General features: G+C 63.9%; 25 protein-coding genes, 2 tRNA genes and 1 pseudogene. 23 read left to right on the top strand and 5 right to left on the bottom strand.

The window, feature by feature from the left end:
• A partial coding sequence (locus CHB86_RS24390; protein ID WP_141134983.1) for a hypothetical protein occupies positions 1 to 200 on the bottom strand: 200 nt, incomplete at its 3' end.
• A gap of 182 nt (positions 201 to 382) precedes the next feature.
• Here CHB86_RS24390 and CHB86_RS24795 point away from each other — a divergent pair.
• The 4 genes from CHB86_RS24795 (at position 383) to CHB86_RS23215 (ending at position 3,063) form a co-directional block, all read left to right on the top strand.
• Entirely contained in the window at positions 383 to 529 is a 147-nt protein-coding gene (locus CHB86_RS24795) for a hypothetical protein (protein WP_176442996.1), read from the top strand.
• 140 nt (positions 530 to 669) lie between these two features.
• Positions 670 to 1,020 (top strand): hypothetical protein, encoded by a 351-nt coding sequence (locus CHB86_RS23225; protein ID WP_089235501.1) that lies wholly within the window; start codon positions 670 to 672, stop codon positions 1,018 to 1,020.
• 518 nt (positions 1,021 to 1,538) lie between these two features.
• Positions 1,539 to 2,219, top strand: a complete 681-nt coding sequence (locus tag CHB86_RS24385) for a hypothetical protein (protein WP_141134982.1) — start codon at positions 1,539 to 1,541, stop codon at positions 2,217 to 2,219.
• 271 nt (positions 2,220 to 2,490) lie between these two features.
• Positions 2,491 to 3,063, top strand: coding sequence for a hypothetical protein (locus CHB86_RS23215; RefSeq protein WP_141134981.1), 573 nt, complete (start codon positions 2,491 to 2,493; stop codon positions 3,061 to 3,063).
• Positions 3,064 to 3,200: 137 nt separating this feature from the next.
• On the opposite strand, the gene CHB86_RS23210 is transcribed toward CHB86_RS23215, so the two are convergent.
• The 3 genes from CHB86_RS23210 to CHB86_RS23200 form a co-directional block, all read right to left on the bottom strand.
• The gene (locus CHB86_RS23210; protein WP_089235498.1) at positions 3,201 to 3,374 is read right to left on the bottom strand and encodes a DUF1059 domain-containing protein; all 174 of its coding nucleotides are present in this window, start codon (positions 3,372 to 3,374) and stop codon (positions 3,201 to 3,203) included.
• A 204-nt stretch (positions 3,375 to 3,578) separates the two neighbouring features.
• Positions 3,579 to 3,908: a hypothetical protein gene (locus tag CHB86_RS23205; RefSeq protein ID WP_089235497.1), complete on the bottom strand. Its 330-nt coding sequence runs from the start codon at positions 3,906 to 3,908 to the stop codon at positions 3,579 to 3,581.
• A 749-nt stretch (positions 3,909 to 4,657) separates the two neighbouring features.
• Positions 4,658 to 4,732, bottom strand: a tRNA-Thr gene (locus CHB86_RS23200).
• 364 nt (positions 4,733 to 5,096) lie between these two features.
• On the opposite strand from CHB86_RS23200, the gene murA reads away from it, so the two are divergent.
• From murA to cas2, 19 genes are all read left to right on the top strand, one after another.
• On the top strand, positions 5,097 to 6,368 hold the full coding sequence (gene murA, locus CHB86_RS23190) for a UDP-N-acetylglucosamine 1-carboxyvinyltransferase (RefSeq protein ID WP_089235495.1): 1,272 nt from the start codon (positions 5,097 to 5,099) through the stop codon (positions 6,366 to 6,368).
• Positions 6,361 to 6,837 (top strand): DUF2948 family protein, encoded by a 477-nt coding sequence (locus tag CHB86_RS23185; RefSeq protein ID WP_089235494.1) that lies wholly within the window; start codon positions 6,361 to 6,363, stop codon positions 6,835 to 6,837. Before murA ends, CHB86_RS23185 begins: the two co-directional genes overlap by 8 nt.
• A gap of 67 nt (positions 6,838 to 6,904) precedes the next feature.
• Complete coding sequence (gene hisD / locus CHB86_RS23180) at positions 6,905 to 8,215, top strand: histidinol dehydrogenase (protein ID WP_089235493.1); 1,311 nt, start codon at positions 6,905 to 6,907, stop codon at positions 8,213 to 8,215.
• On the top strand, positions 8,212 to 8,697 hold the full coding sequence (locus CHB86_RS23175) for a UPF0262 family protein (protein ID WP_089235492.1): 486 nt from the start codon (positions 8,212 to 8,214) through the stop codon (positions 8,695 to 8,697). Before hisD ends, CHB86_RS23175 begins: the two co-directional genes overlap by 4 nt.
• A 3-nt stretch (positions 8,698 to 8,700) precedes the next feature.
• On the top strand, positions 8,701 to 9,165 hold the full coding sequence (locus tag CHB86_RS23170; RefSeq protein WP_089235491.1) for an arsenate-mycothiol transferase ArsC: 465 nt from the start codon (positions 8,701 to 8,703) through the stop codon (positions 9,163 to 9,165).
• Complete coding sequence (locus tag CHB86_RS23165) at positions 9,162 to 9,749, top strand: GNAT family N-acetyltransferase (protein WP_089235490.1); 588 nt, start codon at positions 9,162 to 9,164, stop codon at positions 9,747 to 9,749. Before CHB86_RS23170 ends, CHB86_RS23165 begins: the two co-directional genes overlap by 4 nt.
• The gene (locus tag CHB86_RS23160; protein WP_089235489.1) at positions 9,746 to 10,645 is read left to right on the top strand and encodes a nitrilase-related carbon-nitrogen hydrolase; all 900 of its coding nucleotides are present in this window, start codon (positions 9,746 to 9,748) and stop codon (positions 10,643 to 10,645) included. Before CHB86_RS23165 ends, CHB86_RS23160 begins: the two co-directional genes overlap by 4 nt.
• A gap of 76 nt (positions 10,646 to 10,721) precedes the next feature.
• Positions 10,722 to 10,940: a translation initiation factor IF-1 gene (infA, locus tag CHB86_RS23155; protein ID WP_037209844.1), complete on the top strand. Its 219-nt coding sequence runs from the start codon at positions 10,722 to 10,724 to the stop codon at positions 10,938 to 10,940.
• Between the two features lie 9 nt (positions 10,941 to 10,949).
• Positions 10,950 to 11,528, top strand: a complete 579-nt coding sequence (locus CHB86_RS23150; protein ID WP_089235488.1) for a Maf family protein — start codon at positions 10,950 to 10,952, stop codon at positions 11,526 to 11,528.
• Entirely contained in the window at positions 11,525 to 12,568 is a 1,044-nt protein-coding gene (locus tag CHB86_RS23145) for a ribonuclease E/G (protein ID WP_089235487.1), read from the top strand. The genes CHB86_RS23150 and CHB86_RS23145 overlap by 4 nt, the downstream gene beginning before the upstream one ends.
• Positions 12,565 to 12,741 (top strand): DNA gyrase inhibitor YacG, encoded by a 177-nt coding sequence (locus CHB86_RS23140; protein WP_089235486.1) that lies wholly within the window; start codon positions 12,565 to 12,567, stop codon positions 12,739 to 12,741. The genes CHB86_RS23145 and CHB86_RS23140 overlap by 4 nt, the downstream gene beginning before the upstream one ends.
• A gap of 77 nt (positions 12,742 to 12,818) precedes the next feature.
• Positions 12,819 to 12,893: transfer RNA gene (locus CHB86_RS23135), tRNA-Phe, on the top strand.
• A 204-nt stretch (positions 12,894 to 13,097) separates the two neighbouring features.
• A complete protein-coding gene (cas3, locus tag CHB86_RS23130) occupies positions 13,098 to 15,302 on the top strand; it encodes a CRISPR-associated helicase Cas3' (RefSeq protein WP_245838325.1) in 2,205 nt (734 codons plus the stop codon).
• Between the two features lie 68 nt (positions 15,303 to 15,370).
• Complete coding sequence (cas5c, locus tag CHB86_RS23125) at positions 15,371 to 16,072, top strand: type I-C CRISPR-associated protein Cas5c (RefSeq protein WP_217898366.1); 702 nt, start codon at positions 15,371 to 15,373, stop codon at positions 16,070 to 16,072.
• A complete protein-coding gene (gene cas8c / locus CHB86_RS23120) occupies positions 16,069 to 17,814 on the top strand; it encodes a type I-C CRISPR-associated protein Cas8c/Csd1 (RefSeq protein ID WP_089235483.1) in 1,746 nt (581 codons plus the stop codon). The genes cas5c and cas8c overlap by 4 nt, the downstream gene beginning before the upstream one ends.
• Complete coding sequence (cas7c, locus tag CHB86_RS23115) at positions 17,811 to 18,761, top strand: type I-C CRISPR-associated protein Cas7/Csd2 (RefSeq protein WP_089235482.1); 951 nt, start codon at positions 17,811 to 17,813, stop codon at positions 18,759 to 18,761. The genes cas8c and cas7c overlap by 4 nt, the downstream gene beginning before the upstream one ends.
• On the top strand, positions 18,761 to 19,423 hold the full coding sequence (cas4, locus tag CHB86_RS23110) for a CRISPR-associated protein Cas4 (RefSeq protein WP_089235481.1): 663 nt from the start codon (positions 18,761 to 18,763) through the stop codon (positions 19,421 to 19,423). Before cas7c ends, cas4 begins: the two co-directional genes overlap by 1 nt.
• A complete protein-coding gene (gene cas1c, locus CHB86_RS23105; protein ID WP_089235480.1) occupies positions 19,420 to 20,457 on the top strand; it encodes a type I-C CRISPR-associated endonuclease Cas1c in 1,038 nt (345 codons plus the stop codon). The genes cas4 and cas1c overlap by 4 nt, the downstream gene beginning before the upstream one ends.
• Positions 20,458 to 20,460: 3 nt before the next feature.
• Positions 20,461 to 20,751, top strand: coding sequence for a CRISPR-associated endonuclease Cas2 (gene cas2 / locus CHB86_RS23100; protein ID WP_089235507.1), 291 nt, complete (start codon positions 20,461 to 20,463; stop codon positions 20,749 to 20,751).
• A 1,175-nt stretch (positions 20,752 to 21,926) separates the two neighbouring features.
• Here the strand turns inward: cas2 and CHB86_RS25365 are convergent.
• Positions 21,927 to 22,121, bottom strand: a pseudogene (locus CHB86_RS25365) (transposase); the annotation flags it as partial.

The following is a 22,121-nucleotide window of genomic DNA, read 5'->3' as shown; positions in this document are numbered from 1 at the left end:
TCCGACGTCCGGTCGACCCAATCGCCGAGGTGTTCCATCAGGTTGTCGAGCCAGGTCTCCAGGCGTTCTTCGTTCCTGTCGATCCAGTCGTCGAGGTTTTCGGTCACACCGTCGAGCGAGGTTGGCAGGGAAGACGCAAGGAAATCCTTCAGTTCCTCGGCCAGCACCCCTGTGTCCACGCCTCCTACGATAATCGCCATTGTTACGTCCTCTCTCACGTACACATCCCCACCGGTCGTCTTACAGACCATCACATTATGACACTTTAATGTCTGCGCGCAGCCCGACAAGCCGCGAAGCCTCTCCGGCTTCCGCGCGGAAGCCCTGTCCCGTCTCTCACGTTGTCCCGCCGAACCACGAGATCACAGCCAGGAGGAACGCAATGTCCGCTCCCGACACCAACATGCCCAAGGAAGCCCGCAGGCACCGCCCTGCCCTTATCGACATCGCTGTCGCCCTGGTGCTCGGCGCGCTGTTCTTCCTGACGAACCTGTTCAACGCCACGGATGGCGAAATCGATCTCGATTGACAGTGCTGCTGGTCGAGCAGGCGGTGCCGTCGGCGCGTCATTGTCAGGTTCTGGGACGAGCCAGTCTTCCAGCGCCGTTGCGTTAGACCACGCCCACCTAGCTGTGCTATCAAATTGCAACCAAATTGGAGGCGCTTCGGATGACATGGGTGAAGGGGCAGAGCGGCAACCCGAGCGGACGCCCTCGCATTGACCCGCAGGTACGCGAGGCGATCCGCCAGAACGGCGTCGCAGGCGTGGAGCGGATGCGTGAGCTGCTAGACGACGACACCGCGTGGGGGCCCGGTGGATGGCTGGAGCCGAAGGTTCAGGTCCAGCTAGCGGAAACGGCCATCGTCCGGGCCTACGGCAGCCACGCACTTGCGAACGATAACCAAGCGCCAACGGGCGTGCACTTGGGTCTGGTGATGAGGTCTGTGTACGAAACGATGCGGGCAGAGGGCGTGCTGCCCGAACTTCTGAACGCGAAGAAGGCGAACGACCTGAACTGAAGGGCCGAAGGGGTCAAATGACCCTCTCACTGCAATCCGTTCGCTGCCTACCCGCCCAAATATCGGATTGTGACGCGATGTCTACCGATCAGCCCCTTGACTACCCCAGCGTGCGGGAAGACGCCGTAATTCGCCCAAATGTGGCCCCACCGCTTTGAGGCGGGTCGGCCCCTTGTTGGCCAAGAACGATCATACGCCGACCAGGCAATGCTGGGCAGAGCTGCCGGCCTGCCCACGACAAAACGAATGCGAACGTTGCAGTGCCCCAGCTGATTGCTTCGGCTGCAACAACCGACCGGTATCGACGCGACGCAAGCAGATCAACTGACCCTTCTGCGAGCCGACTTCACGTTTGGAAGTAGGTCAGCTTGGAAGCAGCACAGTCGAAGCATGCGTGCTGGCTGCGACAGCTTCCTGCGCTGAGCGGACGCTGGGCTGTTCTAGACAATGTCCGTTTTGGCGTACTACTCTCGCTCTTCGAATTTCACCTCGATTTGGACCGCGAGGTCTCGGCTTGAATGACGACTCAGAAAGCCTTCGCCCGATATGCAGGAGAAAAGGCCGTTCTCTGGATCGATCCTTCCCGGATCGACACCACCATCGGGACCAAGTGGCCTGTGGGAAAGCGCAAGATCCGGCAGTTGAGAAAGTATTTGCATCCCTCCGTTTCAGATCTCGCCCGTCCATGGTTCAAGCATCGCGAACCGTTTTGCATCCCAGCCAACTCCTTTGGATCACCGACTGCAATCATTTCGACGAAGCGTTACCAGCGGATTGCTGAGTTTGTTCACCATTCTGGCAATGTGCGAGAAACGCTGTGGTACGAGATGCTCATGGACGAACTCAAAAAGGATGGCATCGCTCGGCACAAAGAAATCGAGATGCTGTGTGAGGACGATATCGTGGCATTCCTACAGGGATACGCGCGTGACCTCGTCTCGAGCATCTTAGACTATGGCTTCAAACCAGATTTCACTGGCTATGAATCCACTGCACTGGTCGGCCCCGATGGCACGCTCCACAAGTCTGGGTCCGGCAACCACCGTTTCTATATCTGCAAGGCGCTTGGCATTTCGAAATTCCCGCTACGCGTCGTGGGGGCACACGCCGCATGGCTCGTGAGCGCCGGTCTTTCTGCCGATATCGCGTCCGATGCGACTCTAGAAGCGTTGCAGCGGGTCGAAGCGAACCACAACTAGCTTGGCAACACGGAGAAAGGTCAGAATTCAGAGCGGTCATCTGGTCATTTTACTCAGATGTCTCCATGGTCGGCCTAGCTGCCGGGTTTGTCACGACGAGCGCCCAAACTGACGCGATGGTCAGTTGAATGCGCAAGCCGTCATTCGGTGGGCTCTGGGCTGTGTTCGCCTTGTCTCCCTTTGACGCCGATCATTTCGGGACTGAACTGGCGAAGGTAGAATTCCATCGGTGGTCAGCTGGTACATCCATCGAAAGGGGGCGGATATGCACATGTCGATCTTCTTCCAGATTACCGCCACGATCTTTTCAGTTGTCGTGTGCTCGAACGGGACTTTGGCCGCAGATCTTCCAGTTGTAGGTCCAGACACCAATGGTGTCATTTTCACATTGGGCAAGGAAGACAACAGCAGATCCGGCTATCGTGGGACAGGCTGGGGCGAAGTGGACATTCACGCCTGTTCTATTGGTTTGGATTGTCACTCGAAGCCGTTTCCCTCCCACCTTCATGCGGCATCCGGGAGGGGGGAATGGCATGACACCGCTGTCGAACACGCCCAGATTTCATTCAGCCTCGGAAAAGCGCAAGATGACGTGACACTAAGGTTGGTTCGGGCGGGGGCAGAAACCATCGCTGTGCAACTGGACGACGGCGAAGTGGTACTGGTGACCAAATCCATGATGGAGCCACGGACATACGAACACTCCGAGTTTGGTGCTTACGATCTCAAGCTCGGGAAACTGGAAGCTGGGCAGCATGTTCTGGATCTGAGCGTCTCTGACGACGGGGAAGGCAACGGGCGGTTCGGATGGGATGCAATCATACTCCGTGCGTCGCAGAACTAGAGCCGACGATCTTTTCGCCGGATCGATGAGCGAGAACGAAAGAGCGGACATCCGAGCCATTCAGTCATTCATCCGCAACGTCGGCGAAGCAGTCGACGAGCCAACGAGCGGTCGGGATCGGCACGCTTCGCGTCGCGCTACTCTTCCTCGATTTGACCCTTTACCTGCTCGACCAGTTCAGGCGTGACGTCCAGGCCGTGGACTTCCTTCGCATGTGCCGCCGCGGCTTTCAGGATGTCTTCCTCCGTCTCACCGCGCGCTTCGTAGTCGCAACCCGGCATTAGATTTCCGCACCTCAGAACCTTCGTCATCGATGCCTCCCTTCTTTCTTCACTTCGCAAGCATATCACAGAATTCGGTTTGGATTGAGGTAGTCCAGCCGGGACATCCGTTATCGCAAGAGGCGACGCGTAGTGAGAGTGCCGACCGACAGCTAGATGTCAGGTTACTGACATCCGGCGAAAACCATCAGATGACCGCCATGTCGGCAAAGCTGCCGACTTCATGGCACAATACTAAAAGCTGACCATCGCTGCGCCAGTGATCACCAGAGCGCCTCCGATCATTTCTTTCGGTGTCAATGGTTCGCCGATGATGAACGTTATGCCCAGAACCAAAAGCGTCTCGGTTGCGATGATCGCGATGTAGGCCATGCCCAGGTCCACCTGCCGTAGAAGGAAAATCTCGGAGGTTACAGTGACGGCCAGAACGACGCCAATGGCGGCGATGAGCAGGAGGGTGGCGCTTTCCGCTGTCAGCTTCATCAACAGCGTCGCCAGCGCGTAGCCAATGGCCGCCACTATCGCGAGTGCTGTCTTGCTGCTGACGACCTCGATGCCGAACATAATAACTCCTGCGAATGCGTCGAATGAATGGATGACAGCATAGCATGACCTTTGGTCAACGGTGACGCCGGATTTCCTTACCCACTTCGGACCTTGGGTGCGATGGTCGGATTCGTGTGCCGTTCTGAGGAAGCCGACATCTGATCAAAACGGTCAGATGTCTCCAAAGTCGGCAAAGTACCCGCCTAGGAGGCCTACTTGTCGTCGTCGCCGGTTCGGGCGGTACTGAAGCTGCAATTTCCTTCCGCCTAAGGACCGGAACCTTGACTGCCTGGCGGGATCAGCACTGCGGTGTGTCGGCGCTCCCTTGGAGGACACAGGAGCGGTTTGTGGCTAGGAGTTGGCGCGACGGCACCCCTTACCTAACCGCAACGCTGAAAGTCTCTGCAATCCGCTCTTTCCGGTCCTACGGCTGCCCGACAAGACGGAGGCAGAGACGCTGTTGGGTCGCTTGATCCGGAGGAAGGATGTTTGGCGTTCTGGGAGCGGGCGACGACTGAGTTCCGTTGCCGCGCATCGGGCTAGGGGTTGCCGCGCCGTCGAAAAAAATTCGAAAAAATTTTGGAGGGGTCGGCTGTGTATGGCTCGGCCTCTGCCGCCGCCCGGGGTCTCCTTGGCCCCGGGGTGGGGGGCAATTGACCATTTCCGAAGACGAGATATTGCCCAAATCAGATCGAGCTCGTGGGATACCGGTGGGATATAGCCAACCCCGGCGGCGCGGCGCTCAAGTCTTAACTATATGAATTTTATGGTGCCGCAGGGGAGGATTGAACTCCCGACCTCACCCTTACCAAGGGTGCGCTCTACCACTGAGCTACTGCGGCGCCGAAGCGTGGGCGGGGATATACAGGGCGAGACGGGGAGCGCAAGCAGATTCTCGCGAAATGCGCGGGATAAGACCGCCGAGGGCCGACAGGAGGCTGGACCTGACTGGTGTGCTCGCGTATTTGCGCCCCATGGGCAGCAAGAGCGGAACGTCGGGGCCCCGCACGGATCGGGACCAGCGTTTGAAACAGGCATTGAAGGCCAATCTGCAACGTCGCAAGGCGCAGGCGCGTGTGCGCGCCACCGGATCCGGACAGGAGACGGCGGCTCAGGACACCTCGTCGCAACCCGAAGCGGAGGCGGATTCCGGCGCTGTCACGAAACAGAACAACAGGCCGAACTCGGGGCGGGAGACAGGGCAGGATGGATAAGATCGTTGTACGCGGGAACGGCCCGCTGAACGGAAAGATCAGCATTTCGGGGGCGAAGAACGCCTGCCTGACGCTGATGCCGGCAACCCTGCTGAGCGAGGAGCCGCTGACGCTTACCAATGCGCCGCGGCTGTCCGATATCCGCACCATGACCACGCTGCTGCGCTCGCTTGGCGCCGAAGTGCAGACGATGCAGGAAGGCAAGGTGATCGCGATGTCGAGCCACGACGCCGACAACCACGTCGCCGACTACGACATCGTCCGCAAGATGCGCGCCTCCAACCTCGTGCTGGGCCCCCTGCTCGCCCGCCATGGCCATGCTGTCGTGTCCCTTCCCGGCGGCTGCTCGATCGGCGCGCGCCCGATGGACATTCATGTCTCGGCGCTGGAGGCGATGGGCGCCGAGATCGAGCTGAAGGATGGCTACCTGCACGCGAAGACGTCGGGCGGACTGAAGGGCGCGGACATCACGTTGCGCTTCGCCTCCGTGGGCGCGACCGAGAACACCGTGATGGCAGCCACCCTCGCCAAGGGCACCACCGTCTTGCGCAACGCCGCGCGCGAGCCGGAGATCGTCGATCTCGTGGAGTGCCTGCGCAAGATGGGCGCCGAGATCGAGGGAGAGGGCACCGACACGATTACGATTCAGGGCGTCGACCGGCTGCACGGCGCGACCCACCCCGTGGTGGCCGACCGGATCGAGACCGGCACCTACATGCTCGCGCCGGCCATTGCGGGCGGCGAGGTTGAACTGATCGGCGGCCGCATCGACCTGCTGGGCGCCTTCTGCGAGAAGCTGGACGCCTGCGGCATCGACGTGACCGAGACCCCCACGGGCCTGATCGTGCGGCGCCGCAACGGGCGGGTGAATGCCGTCAACGTCGTGACCGAGATCTTCCCGGGCTTCCCGACCGACCTGCAGGCGCAGATGATGGCCGTGATGTGCACCGCCGAGGGCGTGAGCGTTCTCGAGGAGCGGATCTTCGAAAACCGGTTCATGCACGCCCCGGAACTGATCCGCATGGGTGCGCATATCGACGTGCATGGCGGCACCGCCACGGTGACGGGCGTCGACAAGCTCAAGGGCGCCCAGGTCATGGCGACCGATCTGCGCGCCAGCGTCTCGCTGATCCTCGCGGCGCTCGGCGCCGAGGGCGAGACCGTGGTCAACCGGGTCTATCACCTGGACCGCGGCTACGAGCGGGTCGAGGATAAACTGAGCGCCGTGGGCGCGCATATCGAGCGGGTGAGCGAAGATGAGTGACGCAACATTCCAGGATGGCGCGGAACGCGCGGTGACGCTGACGGCGGCGGATGCCGAGGATCTGCAGGTCCTGTCCGCCATGGTGCAGGACGCGGTTCTGCCGATCACGGAAATGACCTGGGAGAGCGGCCGCCGGCGCTTTGCCATGCTGATCAACCGGTTCCGCTGGGAAGACCGCGACGCAGCGGAACGCCGGGGTCGGGCCTACGAGCGGGTGCAGAGCCTGCTTCTGGTCGACGACGTGCTCAAGGTGGCCACGCAGGGCATCGACCGCGACGACAAGGACACCGTCCTGTCGATCCTGGCGCTCACTTTCGAGCCGGGCGAGGACGGCACCGGCCGGGTCGTTCTGGTGCTGGCGGGCGACGGCGCGGTCGCGCTCGACGTCGAGTGCCTCAATGTCACGCTTCGCGACGTCACCCGGCCCTATGTGGCGCCGTCCGGCCAGGCTCCATCCCACGGCGACTGAGCGCCGCGCATCCCTCGCTTGAGACCCGGGCCGGTGGAGGCTATCAGGTCGACGACGAGGAGTACCCATGCCCCAGTTCCTGAATACCGCCGACACCGATTTCGAAAGCCGTTTCGCCGCCTTCCTGACCACCAAGCGCGAGGACGCGCCGGATGTGGACGCAGCCGTTGCGGCAATCATCGCCGATGTACGCAAGCGCGGCGACGCATCCGTCACCGAACTGACCGAGCGCTTCGACCGCCTCGCGCTGACGCCGGACACGCTCGCCTTCTCGGAGGCGGAGATCGACGCAGAATGCGCCCGCGTTCCGGAGGCCGAGCGCCGCGCGCTCGAACAGGCCGCCGAGCGCATCCGGGCCTATCACGTCCGCCAGATGCCCGAGGATGCGCAGTGGACCGACCCGGAGGGCGCCGTTCTCGGCTGGCGCTGGACTCCGGTCGCCGCGGCCGGGCTCTATGTGCCGGGCGGGCTCGCCTCCTACCCCTCCTCCGTTCTGATGAACGCGATCCCCGCCCGCGTGGCAGGGGTGGAGCGGCTCGTGGTCACCGTGCCCACGCCCGATGGGGTCGTGAATCCGCTGGTTCTGCTGGCCGCGCGCATCGCCGGGGTCGATACGGTCTACCGGATCGGCGGTGCGCAGGCGATCGCGGCGCTGGCCTACGGCACGCAGACCATCGCACCGGTCGACAAGATCACCGGCCCCGGCAATGCCTATGTCGCCGCCGCCAAGCGCCGCGTCTTCGGCAAGGTCGGGATCGACATGATCGCCGGCCCGTCGGAGATCCTGGTGATCGCCGATGCCGACAACGATCCCGACTGGATCGCCGTCGACCTGTTGAGCCAGGCCGAACATGACGAGAGCGCCCAGTCGATCCTGATCACGCCGGATGCGGCCTTCGGGCAGGCGGTGGCCGAGGCGGTCGAGAAACGCCTCGAAACGCTGGAGCGGCGCGCCATCGCGGGGCCGAGCTGGCGCGATTTCGGCGCCGTCATCACGGTGCGCGATCTCGACGAGGCCGCCGCCCTGTCCGACCGGATTGCGCCCGAACACCTCGAGCTCTGCGTCGCCGATACCGACGCCCTCTCCGCGAAGATCCGTCATGCCGGCGCGATCTTCCTCGGCAAGTGGACGCCCGAAGCCATCGGCGACTATGTCGGCGGACCGAACCACGTTCTGCCCACGGCGCGATCCGCCCGGTTCTCCAGTGGTCTCTCGGTGCTCGATTTCCTGAAGCGCACCACGCTGGCGCGCATGAGCCCTGGCGCGCTCGCGGCCATCGGCCCTGCGGCCGAGACCCTTGCGAAATCCGAGAGCCTGGAGGCGCATGGCCTCTCCGTCCGTGCCCGGCTCGACCGGCTGAACGAGGAAACCTCATGAGCCCGTCCCGCATCTGCCATATCGAGATCGACGACAGCCACCTCGCCCCGCCGACTCCGGAGATCGCGCAGGAGCGTCAGGTCGCCGTGTTCGACCTGCTCGAGGACAACAGCTTCGCCCTGCCGCCGCGCGATGACGGCCCTCCGCCCACCGGGCCGTTCCGGCTGGCGCTGGCGATCCGCGACCGGCGGCTGGTGTTCGACATCGCCACCGAGGACAAGCAAAAGGTCGGCGAGTTCCACCTTTCGCTCGGGCCCTTCCGGCAGGTCGTGAAGGATTACTTCCAGATCTGCGAGAGCTATTTCTCCGCCGTGAAGACCATGCCGCCCAGCCAGATCGAGGCGATCGACATGGCCCGGCGCGGCATTCACAACGAAGGCGCCCGGGTGCTGCAGGAGCGGCTGGAGGGCAAGGCCGAGGTCGACATAGACACCGCGCGCCGCCTTTTCACCCTGATCTGCCTGCTGCATTTCGGGGGCTGATGGATGGGCGACTTGCCGGCCTCCGTCCTGTTTACCTGCGATCACAACGCCGTCCGGTCGCCGATGGCCGAGGGAATCGCCAAGCTCTATTACGGCCACTCCTTCTACATCCAGTCCGCCGGCGTGAAGAACGATCTCGAGATCGACGGCTTCTGCATTGCGGTCTGCCAGGAGATGGACGTGGAGCTGTCGCGCCATCGCTCCCGCAGCTTCGACGAGATGCAGGATTGGGGCGACGACCTCGGCGGGTTCGAACTGATCGTCGCGCTCTCTCCGGCCAGCCAGCGCAAGGCGCTGGAACTCACCCGGTACTATCACCTCGACGTGGAATACTGGCCGATCATGGACCCGACCGGCCTTGGCGAGACCCGCGAGGCCAAGCTTGCCCGCTACCGGCAGTCCCGCGACCAGATCATCGACCGCATGGTCGACCGCTTCGGCCCGCCGACCTCTCAGGGCACGGCATGAGCGTGGAGCTGCGCCCGCTGACCGGCCCGGCCTTGCTCGCCGCGCTCGACGATCTGGCCGACCTGCGCATCCGGGTTTTCCGGGACTTCCCCTATCTCTACGACGGCGACCGCATCTACGAGCGGCGCTACCTCGAGACCTATGCGGACAGCCCCGGCGCGATTCTGGTCGGGGCCTTCGACGGCGACCGCCTCGTCGGCGCCGCGACCGGCGCGCCGATGGAAGACCACGCCGACGACTTCGCGGCATCGATGGCCGAGGCGGGCCTGGCGCTGAGCGACGTCTTCTACTGCGCGGAGAGCGTGCTTCTGCCGGACTATCGCGGCCGTGGCATAGGCCATCGCTTCTTCGACCTGCGCGAAGCCCACGCCCGGACACTCGGCCGCAAGGTCTCGGCCTTCTGCGCCGTGATCCGCCCCACCGACCATCCGCTCCGCCCGACCGGCTACCGCCCGCTCGATCCGTTCTGGCGCTCCCGCGGATATGCGCCAGTGCCAGGCGCGATGGCCCGCTTTCGCTGGAAGGACGTGGACCAGGACACCGAAACCTCGAAACATCTGCAGGTCTGGACCCGAAAGCTATGACCCTTGCCCGAAAGATCCGCGTCGCCACGGCGGCCTATCCCGTCGAGCGCCTGCCCGACATGGACGCGCTCGCCGCAAAACTCGAACGCTGGGTGGCCGAGGCCGCAGGCGCCGGGGCCGAGCTGCTCGTCTTCCCGGAATACGGCGGCATGGACGCGGCGCTGATCGGCGCCCCGGATGTCATCGGCACGGCAGAGGCCTGCGAGGCAGCCGCCGACGCCGCGCCGGCCCTTGCGGCGCTGCATGCAGACCTCGCGCGGCGCTACCGCGTGCACATCCTCGGAGGCTCGCTGCCGACGCGGGCCGGAGGTCGGCTGGTAAACCGGACGACGTTCCATACGCCCGACGGCCGCATGGGCTGGCAGGACAAGCAGGTCCTCACCCCCTGGGAAGAGCAGAATACCGACCTTGAACCGGGCGATCCGCTGACCACCTTCGACACCGAGTTCGGCAGGATCGGCGTGCTGATCTGCTATGACAGCGAATTCCCCGCCCAGGCCGAGGCACTTGCCGCCGACCTGCTGCTGATCCCCTCCTGCACCGAAGCGCTGACCGGGCACAGCCGCGTGCACATCGCCGCCCGTGCCCGCGCCCTCGAAGGGCAGCGCGTTACCGTGCTTTCCCAGACCGTGGGCCCGGTCCCCGGCTGCGAGATCATGGACGAGAACACCGGCGCCGCCGGTCTCTTCGGCCCGCCCGACCGGCCGTTCCCGCCGAGCGGCATCATCGCCGCCGGTCTGCTCAACCGGCCGGGCTGGGTGATCGGTGATGTGGATCCCGCAGCGATCGCGCTGACGCGCGAGAGTGGCGGCGTGGCGCTCCTGCGGCACTGGCCGCATGCCCGGCAGAGGGCAGAAGCAGCAGCACAAAGGGCCCTTGCCCCGAATCGGCCTTGATTTACCGCTACGATGAGCGCATTTAACCGTCAACTTCCCGCTAGGGGAGGTTTCGGAAACAACAACTGGAGTAACCATGGCCAAGGAAGAAATGCTCGAATTTCCCGGTGTCGTGAAGGAACTCCTGCCGAACGCGACATTCAGGGTCGAGCTTGAAAACGGCCATGAGATCATCGCGCACACGGCAGGCAAGATGCGGAAGAACCGCATCCGGGTTCTGGCCGGCGACCGTGTCCAGGTCGAGATGACCCCCTACGATCTGACCAAGGGTCGGATCAACTACCGCTTCAAGTAAGGCCGGCGCATGCGGCTGATCCTCGGCTCGGGCAGCCCGCGCCGCCGTGAGCTATTGGCGCAGATCGGCGTCGTGGCGGACGACATCCGTCCGCCCGAGATCGACGAGACGCCGGCGAAGGGCGAGCAGCCTCGCCCCTATTGCCGCCGGATGGCGATCGAGAAGGCGCGCGCCGTGGAGGCCGCCCCCGACGAGATCGTGCTGTCCGCAGACACCACCGTCGCGCTCGGTCGCCGGATCTATGGCAAGCCCGCAGATGCCGGGGAGGCCGCGTCCTTCCTGCACGCCCTCTCCGGGCGGCGGCACCGGGTGGTGACCGCGGTGGCGGTTCGGCTCGGCGACAGGATATGGGAGCGCGACGTGGTCAGCACGGTCCGCATGAAGATGCTGAGCAACCCGGAAGTAAACGCCTACCTGGAGTCCGGCGACTGGCAGGGCAAGGCAGGCGGCTATTCCATCCAGGGACCGGCAGGGGCTTTCATCCCCTGGATCAGCGGCTCCTACACCGCCATCGTCGGCCTGCCACTGGCCGAAACCGCCGGGCTCCTCATGGCGGCTGGCTACCCGCTCTACGAGCACGCGGCATGAAGGGCACGAGCGTCTTTCTCGATCACGTCGCAGGCCGCCGCGCCGCTGCGTTGGTGCGCGACGGTCAGCTGCAGGACCTGATCGTCGATCCGCCCGACGACGCCCCCTTCCCGGCCGGCGCCATCCTCCGCGGCATCGTCGAACGGCCGATGAAGGGCCAGGGCGGCGTCTTCGTCCGCCTGCCCGAAGGCAAGGGCTACCTGCGCGCGCCCAAAGGCCTGGTGCCGGGCCAGCCGGTGCTGGTGCAGGTCACCGGCCATCCCGAACCGGGCAAGGCCATCCCGCTCACGCCCAAGCTGCTCTTCAAGTCCAAATACGCCATCGTCACGCCGGACGCTCCGGGACTGAACCTGTCACGTCAGATCCGGGACGAAGAGCGGCGCGCCGAGTTGCGCACGCTCGCAGAAGAGCTGATGGAAGGCTGCGCCTACGGCCTGATCCTGCGGTCCGAGGCCGAGTCGGCTCCCGAGACCGAGATCGTCGAGGACATCGCCGAGATGCGCAGCCTCGCGGAGGCGATCACCGGCGCCGAAGGCTCCGGGGCCGAACTCCTGCTCGACGCGCCCGATGCCCATGCGCTGGCCTGGCGCGAGTGGGGCACGCCGGACGAGATCGTCACCGATCCGGGATGTTTTGAGACGCGCGGCGTGCTCGACGACCTGGCCGACGCGCTGCGCTTCTCCATTCCGCTCGCCGGTGGGGGCTCCGTCGTCATCGAGCCGACCCGCGCACTGGTGGCCATCGACGTGAACACCGGCGCGGACACGTCTCCCGCTGCCGGGCTCAAGGCCAACCTGGAAGCCGCCCGCGCCCTGCCCCGTCTGCTGCGCCTGCGCGGTCTTGGCGGACAGATCGTCATCGACTTCGCCCCGCTCTCCAAGAAGGACCGCCGGCAGGTCGAGCAGGCCCTGCGCAGCGCCTTCCGCACCGATCCGATCGAGACCGCCCTGGTCGGCTGGACCCCGCTCGGCCATTTCGAGGCCCAACGCAAACGCGAACGCCTTCCGCTGGACGAGGCCATTCTGGAGGCTCTGCAATGACTTGCCCGATCTGCGCCGCCCCGACGGCCGCCAAGTTCCGCCCCTTCTGCTCCAAGCGCTGCGCCGACATCGACCTCGCTCGCTGGCTGAACGGACGCTACGCGATCCCCACCGATGAAGCCCCCGAAGAGCCCCCAGCAGACCCCGACGCGCCCCCGCGAAATATCCACTGATTTTTTGCCACGAGCCTCTGGACTATGCCACGCCGCACGTCTAGAAGGCGCAAACCCAACGCGAAAAGCGTTCCCGTGCCCGGGTAGCTCAGGGGTAGAGCAGTGGATTGAAAATCCTCGTGTCGGTGGTTCGATTCCGCCCCCGGGCACCACTTCATGGTTAAGCTCAAGCAAGTGATTTTCGACGCTACGTTGGGTGGACATTCGCGTCGATTCGTCGTGTTCTACTATTGAGCCGTGTGATGTCGAAACATCGTTCGTCTAGCTGTCGGTGGCGCGGAGTGAGTAGTTGAGAAGCCGCCATGGTCTGCAGGTACGCCCATTCTGGAGTGGCAGGTGATCGTAGCGACTGGCAGTTGCTCAAAGATCATCTCGAAGAAGTATCCAGACTGGCGGCGGCGAAGGCGGCGCCGGTCGGGTTGGTCCAGACGGCCCGGCTCGCAGGTCTTCTCCACGATCTGGGAAAGTATGATCCCGCGTTCGACCAAGTGCTGCGGGGGCTCAACGTTCGAGTGGACCATTCGACGGCAGGGGGAGCCATACTTCACGCGCGAGCAAGCGGAGCTGAAACGGTGGCTGCGCAGGTGATTGGCTACTGCATTCTCGGCCATCATGCGGGACTTCCGGACAGAACCAATGCATCCAGTTCCTGCATGGATCGACGCATCGGACGTTTCGACACCACGCTCGATCCCGTTTGGGAAACAGAGATCGACGTCGATTTCGACCATATTCCCGCTGAGCTTGCTGGCAAGATGCGCTCTGGCCCGCACAAGGCGTTCGACTTGTCGGTAGCTACTCGGATGGTCTTTTCCTGTCTCGTTGATGCAGACTTCCGAGACACGGAACGCTTCTACACAAAAGGGGAGGGCCGGCTGGTCGACAGGGATTGGCCTCGCCTTCGCGATCTTTTGCCGAACCTGCTGAAGGCATTCGACCGGAAGGTTTCGGCTTTGGACAACAGCCGCGACCTGAACCTTCGCCGGGCGCAGATTCTGAGGCATGTCCGGGCGCAGGCAAGCCGGGCACCCGGACTGTTTACCTTGACCGTGCCGACCGGTGGCGGCAAGACACTGGCCTCAATGGGCTTTGCACTTGATCATGCCGGTGCCCATGGGGCGAGCCGCATCATCTACGCCATCCCCTATACGTCGATCATCGACCAAACGGCACAGGTGTTTCGCGAGATATTCGGGGCCGATGCAATTCTTGAGCACCACTCTGCGATCGAAGAGACCGAGCCGAGAGCACTGACCGGCAAGAGCAAGCTGCAACTGGCCATGGAAGACTGGGCCGCCCCAATCGTGGTGACGACCAACATCCAGCTATTCGAAAGCCTGTTTTCCGCCCGCCCTTCGCGCGCGCGCAAACTGCACAACATCGCGGGTAGCATCATTGTCTTGGACGAGGCGCAATGCCTGCCGCGCGGCCTTCTGCGCCCGACCCTGCGGATGCTGGAGACGCTGACATTCCACTACGGCTGCACGGTCGTTCTGTGCACGGCGACACAGCCTGCCTTCGACAGTCGACAAATGAAGGATGGGCTGGATCTCAAGGATCGGGAACTGGCGCCGGACCCGCCTGCGCTGGCGCGCCGTTTTCGTCGGGCAAGGATCGTCCTTGGCGGTGAGATGGACGACCTGGCGCTGCTTTCGGACTTGGCCCAGGTCGGGCAGGGATTGGTCATCGTTAATAGCCGCGCGCATGCGCTGGCGCTGTACCGTCGCGCAAAGGACGAGGGGCTGGAGGGGGTGATCCACCTGACAACGCGGCAATACCCGGCGCATCGACAGGACGTACTCGCCGAGATCCGCCGTCGCTTGGCTTCGGAGCCGCCTGAGCCCTGCCGGGTGATCGCGACAAGCCTCGTGGAGGCCGGAGTAGACCTGAGTTTTCCGCGGGTGTGGCGGGCCGAAGCGGGGCTCGACTCGGTTGTTCAGGCTGCCGGGCGCTGCAATCGAGAGGACCGCTGGGCGCTGGAGGACAGCGTCGTCACCATGTTTTTCGCCCCGGACTATCCGATGCCGCGATCCGTCGTTCCGCTGGCTGCCGCAACACGGATGATTGCGGAAGAACACGGTGACCTGCTGTCGACGGAAGCGATTTCGGACTGGTTCGAGGATGTGTACTGGCGGCTGGGCGCGGACAGGCTGGACGCCAAGGGGCTGCTGAAGTCGGAGAAGCTGAGTTTCTCGCCAACCAATCCCAAACTGGGGGCCAGCTTCGCCTTTCGGGAGATATCGGATCTTTACCGGATGATCGATAGCCCGCTGGTGCCGGTGATCATTCGCAGGGCGAAGGCCGCGGGTGATGAGGTCAACCGCTTGCATGTGCCAGATGTGTCGTCCGGGGCCATAGCCCGGAAACTGCAGCGGTACATTGTTCAGGTGCCCGAACCCTGCCGGGAGCGCCTTCGGGCCTGTGGTCATGGTGATTTTGCTGCGCCCGAGTTGCGGGGAGAGCAGTTCTTCGTGCTGACGGACGAGACGCTCTATCACGACGATTTCGGGTTGCTTTGGGAGGATGCGGAGTACTTGTCGGCGGAGAATGTCGTGATCTAGGCCGACAGGCGCGACTTCCTGTCCATTGTTAGCCCGCGCCCGAGATATAGCATTCCGGCCAAAGGTGAGTGAGTCTTTTGAGCATTCGATTACATGTCTGGGGCAGATACGCCCTTTTCACCAGACCCGAACTGAAGGTCGAGCGTGTCAGCTACGACGTCATGACCCCCTCGGCCGCGCGCGGCATCCTGGAGGCGATCCACTGGAAGCCGGCGATCCGGTGGGTCATCCAGCGGATCCACGTGCTGCAGCCGATCCGGTTCCAGTCCATCCGGCGCAACGAGGTGGGACACAAGGCCAGCGCGTCCAACATCAGCCGGGCGATGAAGCGGGGCGATCTGGCCGGGCTGCAACTGCTGGTCGATGAGGATCGGCAGCAACGTGCGGCGAGTGTTCTGACCAACCCGGCCTATGTGATCGAGGCGCGGTTCGAGATGACATCGCGGGCGGGGCCGACGGATTCGGTCGGCAAGCATCTGGACATGTTCAATCGTCGCGCTGCCAGGGGGCAATGCTTCAATCAGCCTTGTCTTGGCACGCGCGAATTCTCGGCCGGGTTCGAGCTTGTCAAACCCGGAGAACCGTTGCCCGCCCGCAGCCCGGAGGTGGAAACCGCGGAGCTGGGCTTCGGCGCGCCGCGCGACCTTGGGCTGATGCTCTGGGATATCGACCATGCGGCCCCCGGCCGCCCGTCGCTGTTCTTCCGGGCAAGGCTGGAAAGCGGGATTCTGGAGGTGCCGCCGCCCGGTTCTGACGAGGTGTTGCGATGAGCGTCCTGGCCTCGCTCGCCCGCGCCTATGATCGGCTGCCGGATGCCCCCGCCTTTGGCTATTCGCGCGAGAAGATCGGCTTTGCGATCGTGTTGCGGCATGACGGGTCGGTGGCCGATGTGGTGGATCTGCGGGACATGGATCGCAAGCGCAGCCCGCGTATGCTACTTGTGCCGCAAGCGGTAAAACGGACGGTCGGGATCGCACCGAATTTCCTGTGGGACAAGACTTCCTATGTGCTGGGACTGACGGCTGGACCCGGGAAGCGGTTGGCGCAGGAGCAAGATGCCTTTCGCGAGCGCCACACCCTTGCGCTCGCCGGGACGACCGATCCGGGCCTGCTGGCTTTCCTGCGATTTCTGGAGGGTTGGAACCCGGAGGATTTCGCTGCACGCGGATGTTCTGACGAGCTTCTGGACCTGAATGCGGTTTTTGCAGTGGAAAGCGAATATCGGGAGCGGTTCCTGCACGAACGCCCTGCCGCGCGGGCGCTCTGGAATGAGATGTCCGCCTCGCGCAGCGAGGAAGCGCAGGTGTGCCTGGTCAGCGGCTCGGCGGGGCCGGTGTCACGGCTGCATCCGTCGATCAAGGGGGTCTGGGGAGCGCAGTCGTCGGGGGCGAGCCTGATCTCTTTCAACCTCGATGCCTTCACCTCCTATGGCCACAGCCAGGGCGACAATGCGCCGGTCTCCGAGCGGGCGGCCTTTGCCTATACCACCGCGCTGAACGAGTTTCTTAAGCCGGGCAGCGCGCACAGGGTGCAGATTGCCGATGCCTCGACCGTCTTCTGGGCCGATGCCGAGGCGCCCCTGGCCGAGGCTGCGGAGAATGTCTTTGCCGCACTGGTCGATTCCGACAGCGTTGCAGACGATGAGGCCGCGGCGACGCTTCGGCTCAGATCCCGGCTGGAGAGCATCCGGCAGGGGCAGAGGCTGGAACAGGTCGAGCCGGATCTCGAAGGCATCCGGTTTCACGTGCTCGGGCTGGCCCCCAATGCGGCGCGGCTCTCGGTGCGGTTCCATTGGGAGGACAGTTTCGGGACACTGACCCGGAACTACCAGAGGTTCCTGTCCGATATTGCAGTCGAGCCCGCCCCGCGGGACGGATTCCCGCCGCTCTGGCGCTACATGCTGGAGCTGGCCGTGCTGGGCAAACGCGAGAACGTGCCGCCCAAGCTGGCAGGGGAGTGGTTCCGGGCGATCCTGACCGGCGGAACCTATCCGCTGACGCTGCTGTCGACGACGTCCATGCGCATCCGCGCGGACGGCCAGATCAACAGGCTGCGGGCCGGTATCCTGCGCGCGGTACTTGTCCGAAATTTCAGAATGGAGGTTCCCGTGGCACTCGACCCCGAGGAAACGAACCGCGGATATCTGCTGGGCCGGCTTTTTGCCGCGCATGAGGAAATCCAGCGTTCCGCACTGGGCGGAAACGTCAACGCCACGATCCGCGACAAGTTCTATGGCGCGGCATCTTCCACGCCGCAGAAGGTCTTCGGGTTGCTGTTCAACGGCTCGGTCAACCACCTGCAGAAGCTGCGGAAGCAGAATCCGGGCCGGGGGGTGAATCTCGAAAAGCTCGTGGGCACGATCACCGATCGGATGTCGCCGGGCGGCGAGCCCTTCCCGGCCTCTCTTTCGCCCGCCGAACAGGCCCTGTTCGGGCTGGGGTACTATCACCAGCACAGCGAATTCTTCCGAAAATCCGAGACTGGATCCGCCCACAAGGAGGCCGATGCATGAGCGCCCTGACCCGCCGACACGATTTCGTTCTGATCTTCGATGTGAGCAACGGCAACCCCAACGGAGACCCGGATGCAGGGAACCTGCCCCGGCTCGATCCGCAGACCAACCACGGGCTCGTGTCGGACGTGAGCCTCAAGCGAAAGATCCGCAACTACGTGGAATTGGCCAAGGGCGGCGAAGCCGGCTTCCACATCTATGTGGAGGAAGGGGCGATCCTGAACGAGAAGCACCGGCAAGCTTATACCGCCTTGCGACCGGACGACGAGAAGGCGGGCGCAGTGAAGAAGCTCAACCCGAAGGATGACCGCGAGGCCGTCGCGCTGCGCGACTTCATGTGCGCCAATTTCTTCGATGTCCGCACCTTTGGCGCGGTCATGTCCACCGGTATCAACTGCGGTCAGGTGAAAGGTCCGGTGCAGATGACATTCGCCAGCTCGGTGGAACCGATCCTGCCGGTCGAGATCACCGTTACACGGATGGCGGCGACCAACGAGGCCGAGAAGAAAAAGGGAGAGGAAGGGTCGGACGAAGACGCCCGCGCCGACAACCGCACCATGGGGCGCAAGCATATCGTTCCCTACGGGCTCTACGTGGCGCACGGGTTCATCTCGGCGAAATTCGCCGAGAGGACGGGGTTCGGCGAGGGCGACCTTGAGTTGCTCTTCGAGGCACTCACGAACATGTTCGAGCACGACCGATCGGCGGCGCGTGGTGAGATGACCACCCGCAAGCTGATCGTCTTCCGTCACGAAAGTGCACTCGGCAATGCGCCCGCGCACAAGCTGTTCGAACGGGTTCGGATCGACCGCTCCATCGGTGGCGAGCCGCATGAGATCGACGACCGGATCGGGAACTATGCGCCGGCGCGGAAGTTTTCGGACTATGTCGTCACGCTCGACCGCGATGATCTTCCCAACGGCGTGGAGATCGTCGAGCTGATGTGATGTCCGGCCCGCAGGCAGCGGGCGACGCCCCGCCGATCCCGATTTCCGGGCTTCAGCACGCAGTCTACTGCATGCGGCAGGCGGCGCTCATCCACGTCGAGCGCCTGTGGCAGGAGAACCGGTTCACGGCCGAGGGCAACGTGCAGCATGCCGTCGTGGACAAGGGCGGGCGACGGCACATTCGCGGGGTGCGGCGCGTTCATTCCCTGCCGCTGGCCTCAGTGCGGATGAACCTGTCCGGCATCGCCGATCTGGTCGAGTTCACGACGTCCGCGGACGGCGCCGAGGTGGCGACACCGGTCGAGTTCAAGCGCGGCAAGCCGAAGCTCCACCGGGCCGACGAAGTTCAACTTTGCGCACAGGCCCTCTGCCTTGAGGAGATGACCGGTTGCCGGGTGGAACAAGGGGCCTTGTTCTACGCAACGGCCCGCCGCCGGGTCGTCGTGCCCATCGACGCCGACCTGCGAGACCTGACCGAAGCGACGGCGGCGGAACTGGCCGCCATCGTCGCCTCCGGCGCAACGCCCCCGCCGACAGAGAAGACGTCCCGTTGCCGGGCCTGTTCCCTAACCGATCTGTGTCGCGCCGATACCTTCGGTCGTCAGGTCGGCGCCTGGCGGGATCGCATGATCACCCGCATTCTGGACGAGTCCGCGCCATGAAGAAGCTGCTCAACACTGTCTACGTCACAACGGTGAATGCGGCGCTGAAAAAGGATGGCGAAAACCTCGTGGCCGATGTCGAGGGGAAGGAACGCGCCCGGATCCCGCTGCATATACTGGCGTCGTTTGTCGCGTTTGGCCCTATACTGGTCAGCCCGGCGCTGATCGGTGCCTGCAGCGGGGCCGGGATCAGCATCGTCATGCTGGATCGTGTCGGACGCTTTCAGGCGCGCATCGAAGGGCCGGTCTCCGGCAATGTCCTGCTGCGAACGGCGCAGTATCGGCTTGCCCGAGCCGACGGACTGGAGGTCGCGCGCTCGTTCGTTCTCGGCAAGATCGCCAACCAGCGCGCGATCCTCAGACGCGCTCTGCGGGATTACGGAGCGGAGATGGGCGACGGCCCTACCAAGGACCTGGAGAGAGCGGCCGCGCGTATGGCCGCGATCCTTCGGCGGGCGCAGTTGGGCGATGGCACGATCGACGCCCTGATGGGGTCTGAAGGCGAGGCGGCCATGCAGTATTTCGCCGTGTTCGATCACCTGATCCGCTCTCCGGATAAAGAGTTCCGTTGGACCGGGCGCCACCGCCGCCCGCCGCGCGATCCAATGAATGCGCTCCTGTCCTTTCTTTATACGCTTCTCACACATGACTGCAGGAGCGCCTGCGAGAGTGTCGGCCTCGATCCGGCCGTCGGTTTCCTGCACAGCCTCCGTCCCGGGCGGCCCAGCCTGGCACTGGACCTGATGGAGGAATTGCGCGCCCCGCTTGTCGATCGCCTCGCGCTGTCCCTGGTCAACCGGCGCCAGCTTCGGGCAGGGGATTTCCGCTGGATGGATGGCGGCGCGGTGTTGCTAAGCGATGACGGGCGGCGCACCGTTCTCGATGCCTGGCAGAGCCGCAAGAAAGAGGAACGCCTGCATCCCTTCCTGCGTGAGCGGATCCCGTTTGGTCTTGTGCCTTTTGTGCAGGCACAGCTGCTGTCTCGGTACCTGCGCGGGGATGTGGACGGCTATCCACCCTGGTTTTGGAGCTGAATGATGCTGGTGTTGGTAACCTACGACGTGAACACGCTGGAGGAGGGCGGGAAGAAGCGGCTACGGCAGGTTGCCCGGGCCTGCACGGACTATGGCCAGCGGGTGCAGTTTTCGGTGTTCGAGGTAGAGGTCGAGCCCGCACAATGGACGATGCTGAAGGCGCGGCTGGAACGGGTTATCCGCCCGGAGTTCGACAGTCTGCGATACTACTACCTTGGCTCGAACTGGAAACGTCGGATTGAACACTTCGGTGCCAAGCCGGCGACGGATCTGGGAGGCGTCCTTGTCATCTGAAGTGTTCCGGCTTTCTGTTGAGCAAGGTGCGCCGGGCAATGCGTTCAAGCCACGGGCGAGCGGTATCGTTTCCCGTCTCAATGCGATTCCGAAGCGACTGGTCTTGCTGCGAACCGCAAGCGTGCCGAACACGGCCGAGGGGCTCGCATATCGGTTGTGACACTGAAGTCAAACAACGATTGAATTCGCCAGGTCTGATGGACTGCCTGGATTCGCCTTGCTGCAATGCGGTTCGCGACACGGTTTGAGCTTCTCGTTCTTTGACAATGGTATACAGATAGGCGATCGCCCCCTTCACGGGGGCGTGGATCGAAACTACGCTACCCGCGACGGCCTTCTGGCGAACGAAAATCGCCCCCTTCACGGGGGCGTGGATCGAAACACCCGCAGCTCCGGCTTGCGGCCTAGCAGCTCGATATCGCCCCCTTCACGGGGGCGTGGATCGAAACTTCGTGGATGGACATGGAGACGTTGCCCGCGCCGATCGCCCCCTTCACGGTGGCGTGGATCGAAACACGCTGTGGAAAGGCGACGAGGACCAGAAGGTCTCATAGCCCCCTTCACGGGGGCGTGGATCGAAACGACCCAGAGCCGGGCTGGATGGCGTGGGTCAATTGTCGCCCCCTTCACGGGGGCGTGGATCGAAACTGCGCCGCCTGCCGCTCCAGCCGGTCGGCCACGTGTCGCCCCCTTCACGGGGGCGTGGATCGAAACAGCGTGACCAGCGCCTTCGGCCGCATCTTCCGCGTCGCCCCCTTCACGTGGGCGTGGATCGAAACACGGCGATCACCATCGACGAGGACACCTACGGCATGTCGCCCCTTCACGGGGGCGTGGATCGAAACACGCTCAAGGAGTTGGTCGTTTTTCCGGTCCTGGTCGCCCCCTTCACGGGGGCGTGGATCGAAACCAGATGAACGTTGCCCTCGATTTCGTCGGCAACAGTCGCCCCCCTTCACGGGGGCGTGGATCGAAACATCCATCACGCGGGCGTCGTCTTCCGCGTCTTGGAGTCGCCCCCTTCTCGGGGGCGTGGATCAAAGCAGGCAGCGGGCGAGCGGCGCAAGGTCAGGATGGCTCACGCGGGAAGATGCCGGAACGTACGAGGTATCCAACTGGGATGGCGAGACGCTCCAGACGACGCGCGGGTTGCTGAATGCGCTTGCGGCCGGACTGTCGACCGTCCCGGCGCGCGTCTCCCAGGCTCGAGACCGATATCCGTTGCGCCGGTTCACCCGGTCGGCGCTGCATTCGTGTGCCCAAGCGCCGCAGAGTAGGTCGACATCCAGCACCATGAGACGATCGGCGACGAACCCGAGCATCTCCGCCAGCAGGTGGGTGTCGGAGGTCACCGACAAAAGCGCGCGCAA

This window comes from Tropicimonas sediminicola (genome assembly GCF_900188335.1).
In the GTDB taxonomy this organism is placed as follows: domain Bacteria; phylum Pseudomonadota; class Alphaproteobacteria; order Rhodobacterales; family Rhodobacteraceae; genus Tropicimonas; species Tropicimonas sediminicola.
The sequence above is the reverse complement of the archived record's forward strand: the minus strand, read 5'-3'. Positions and strand labels throughout refer to the sequence as shown.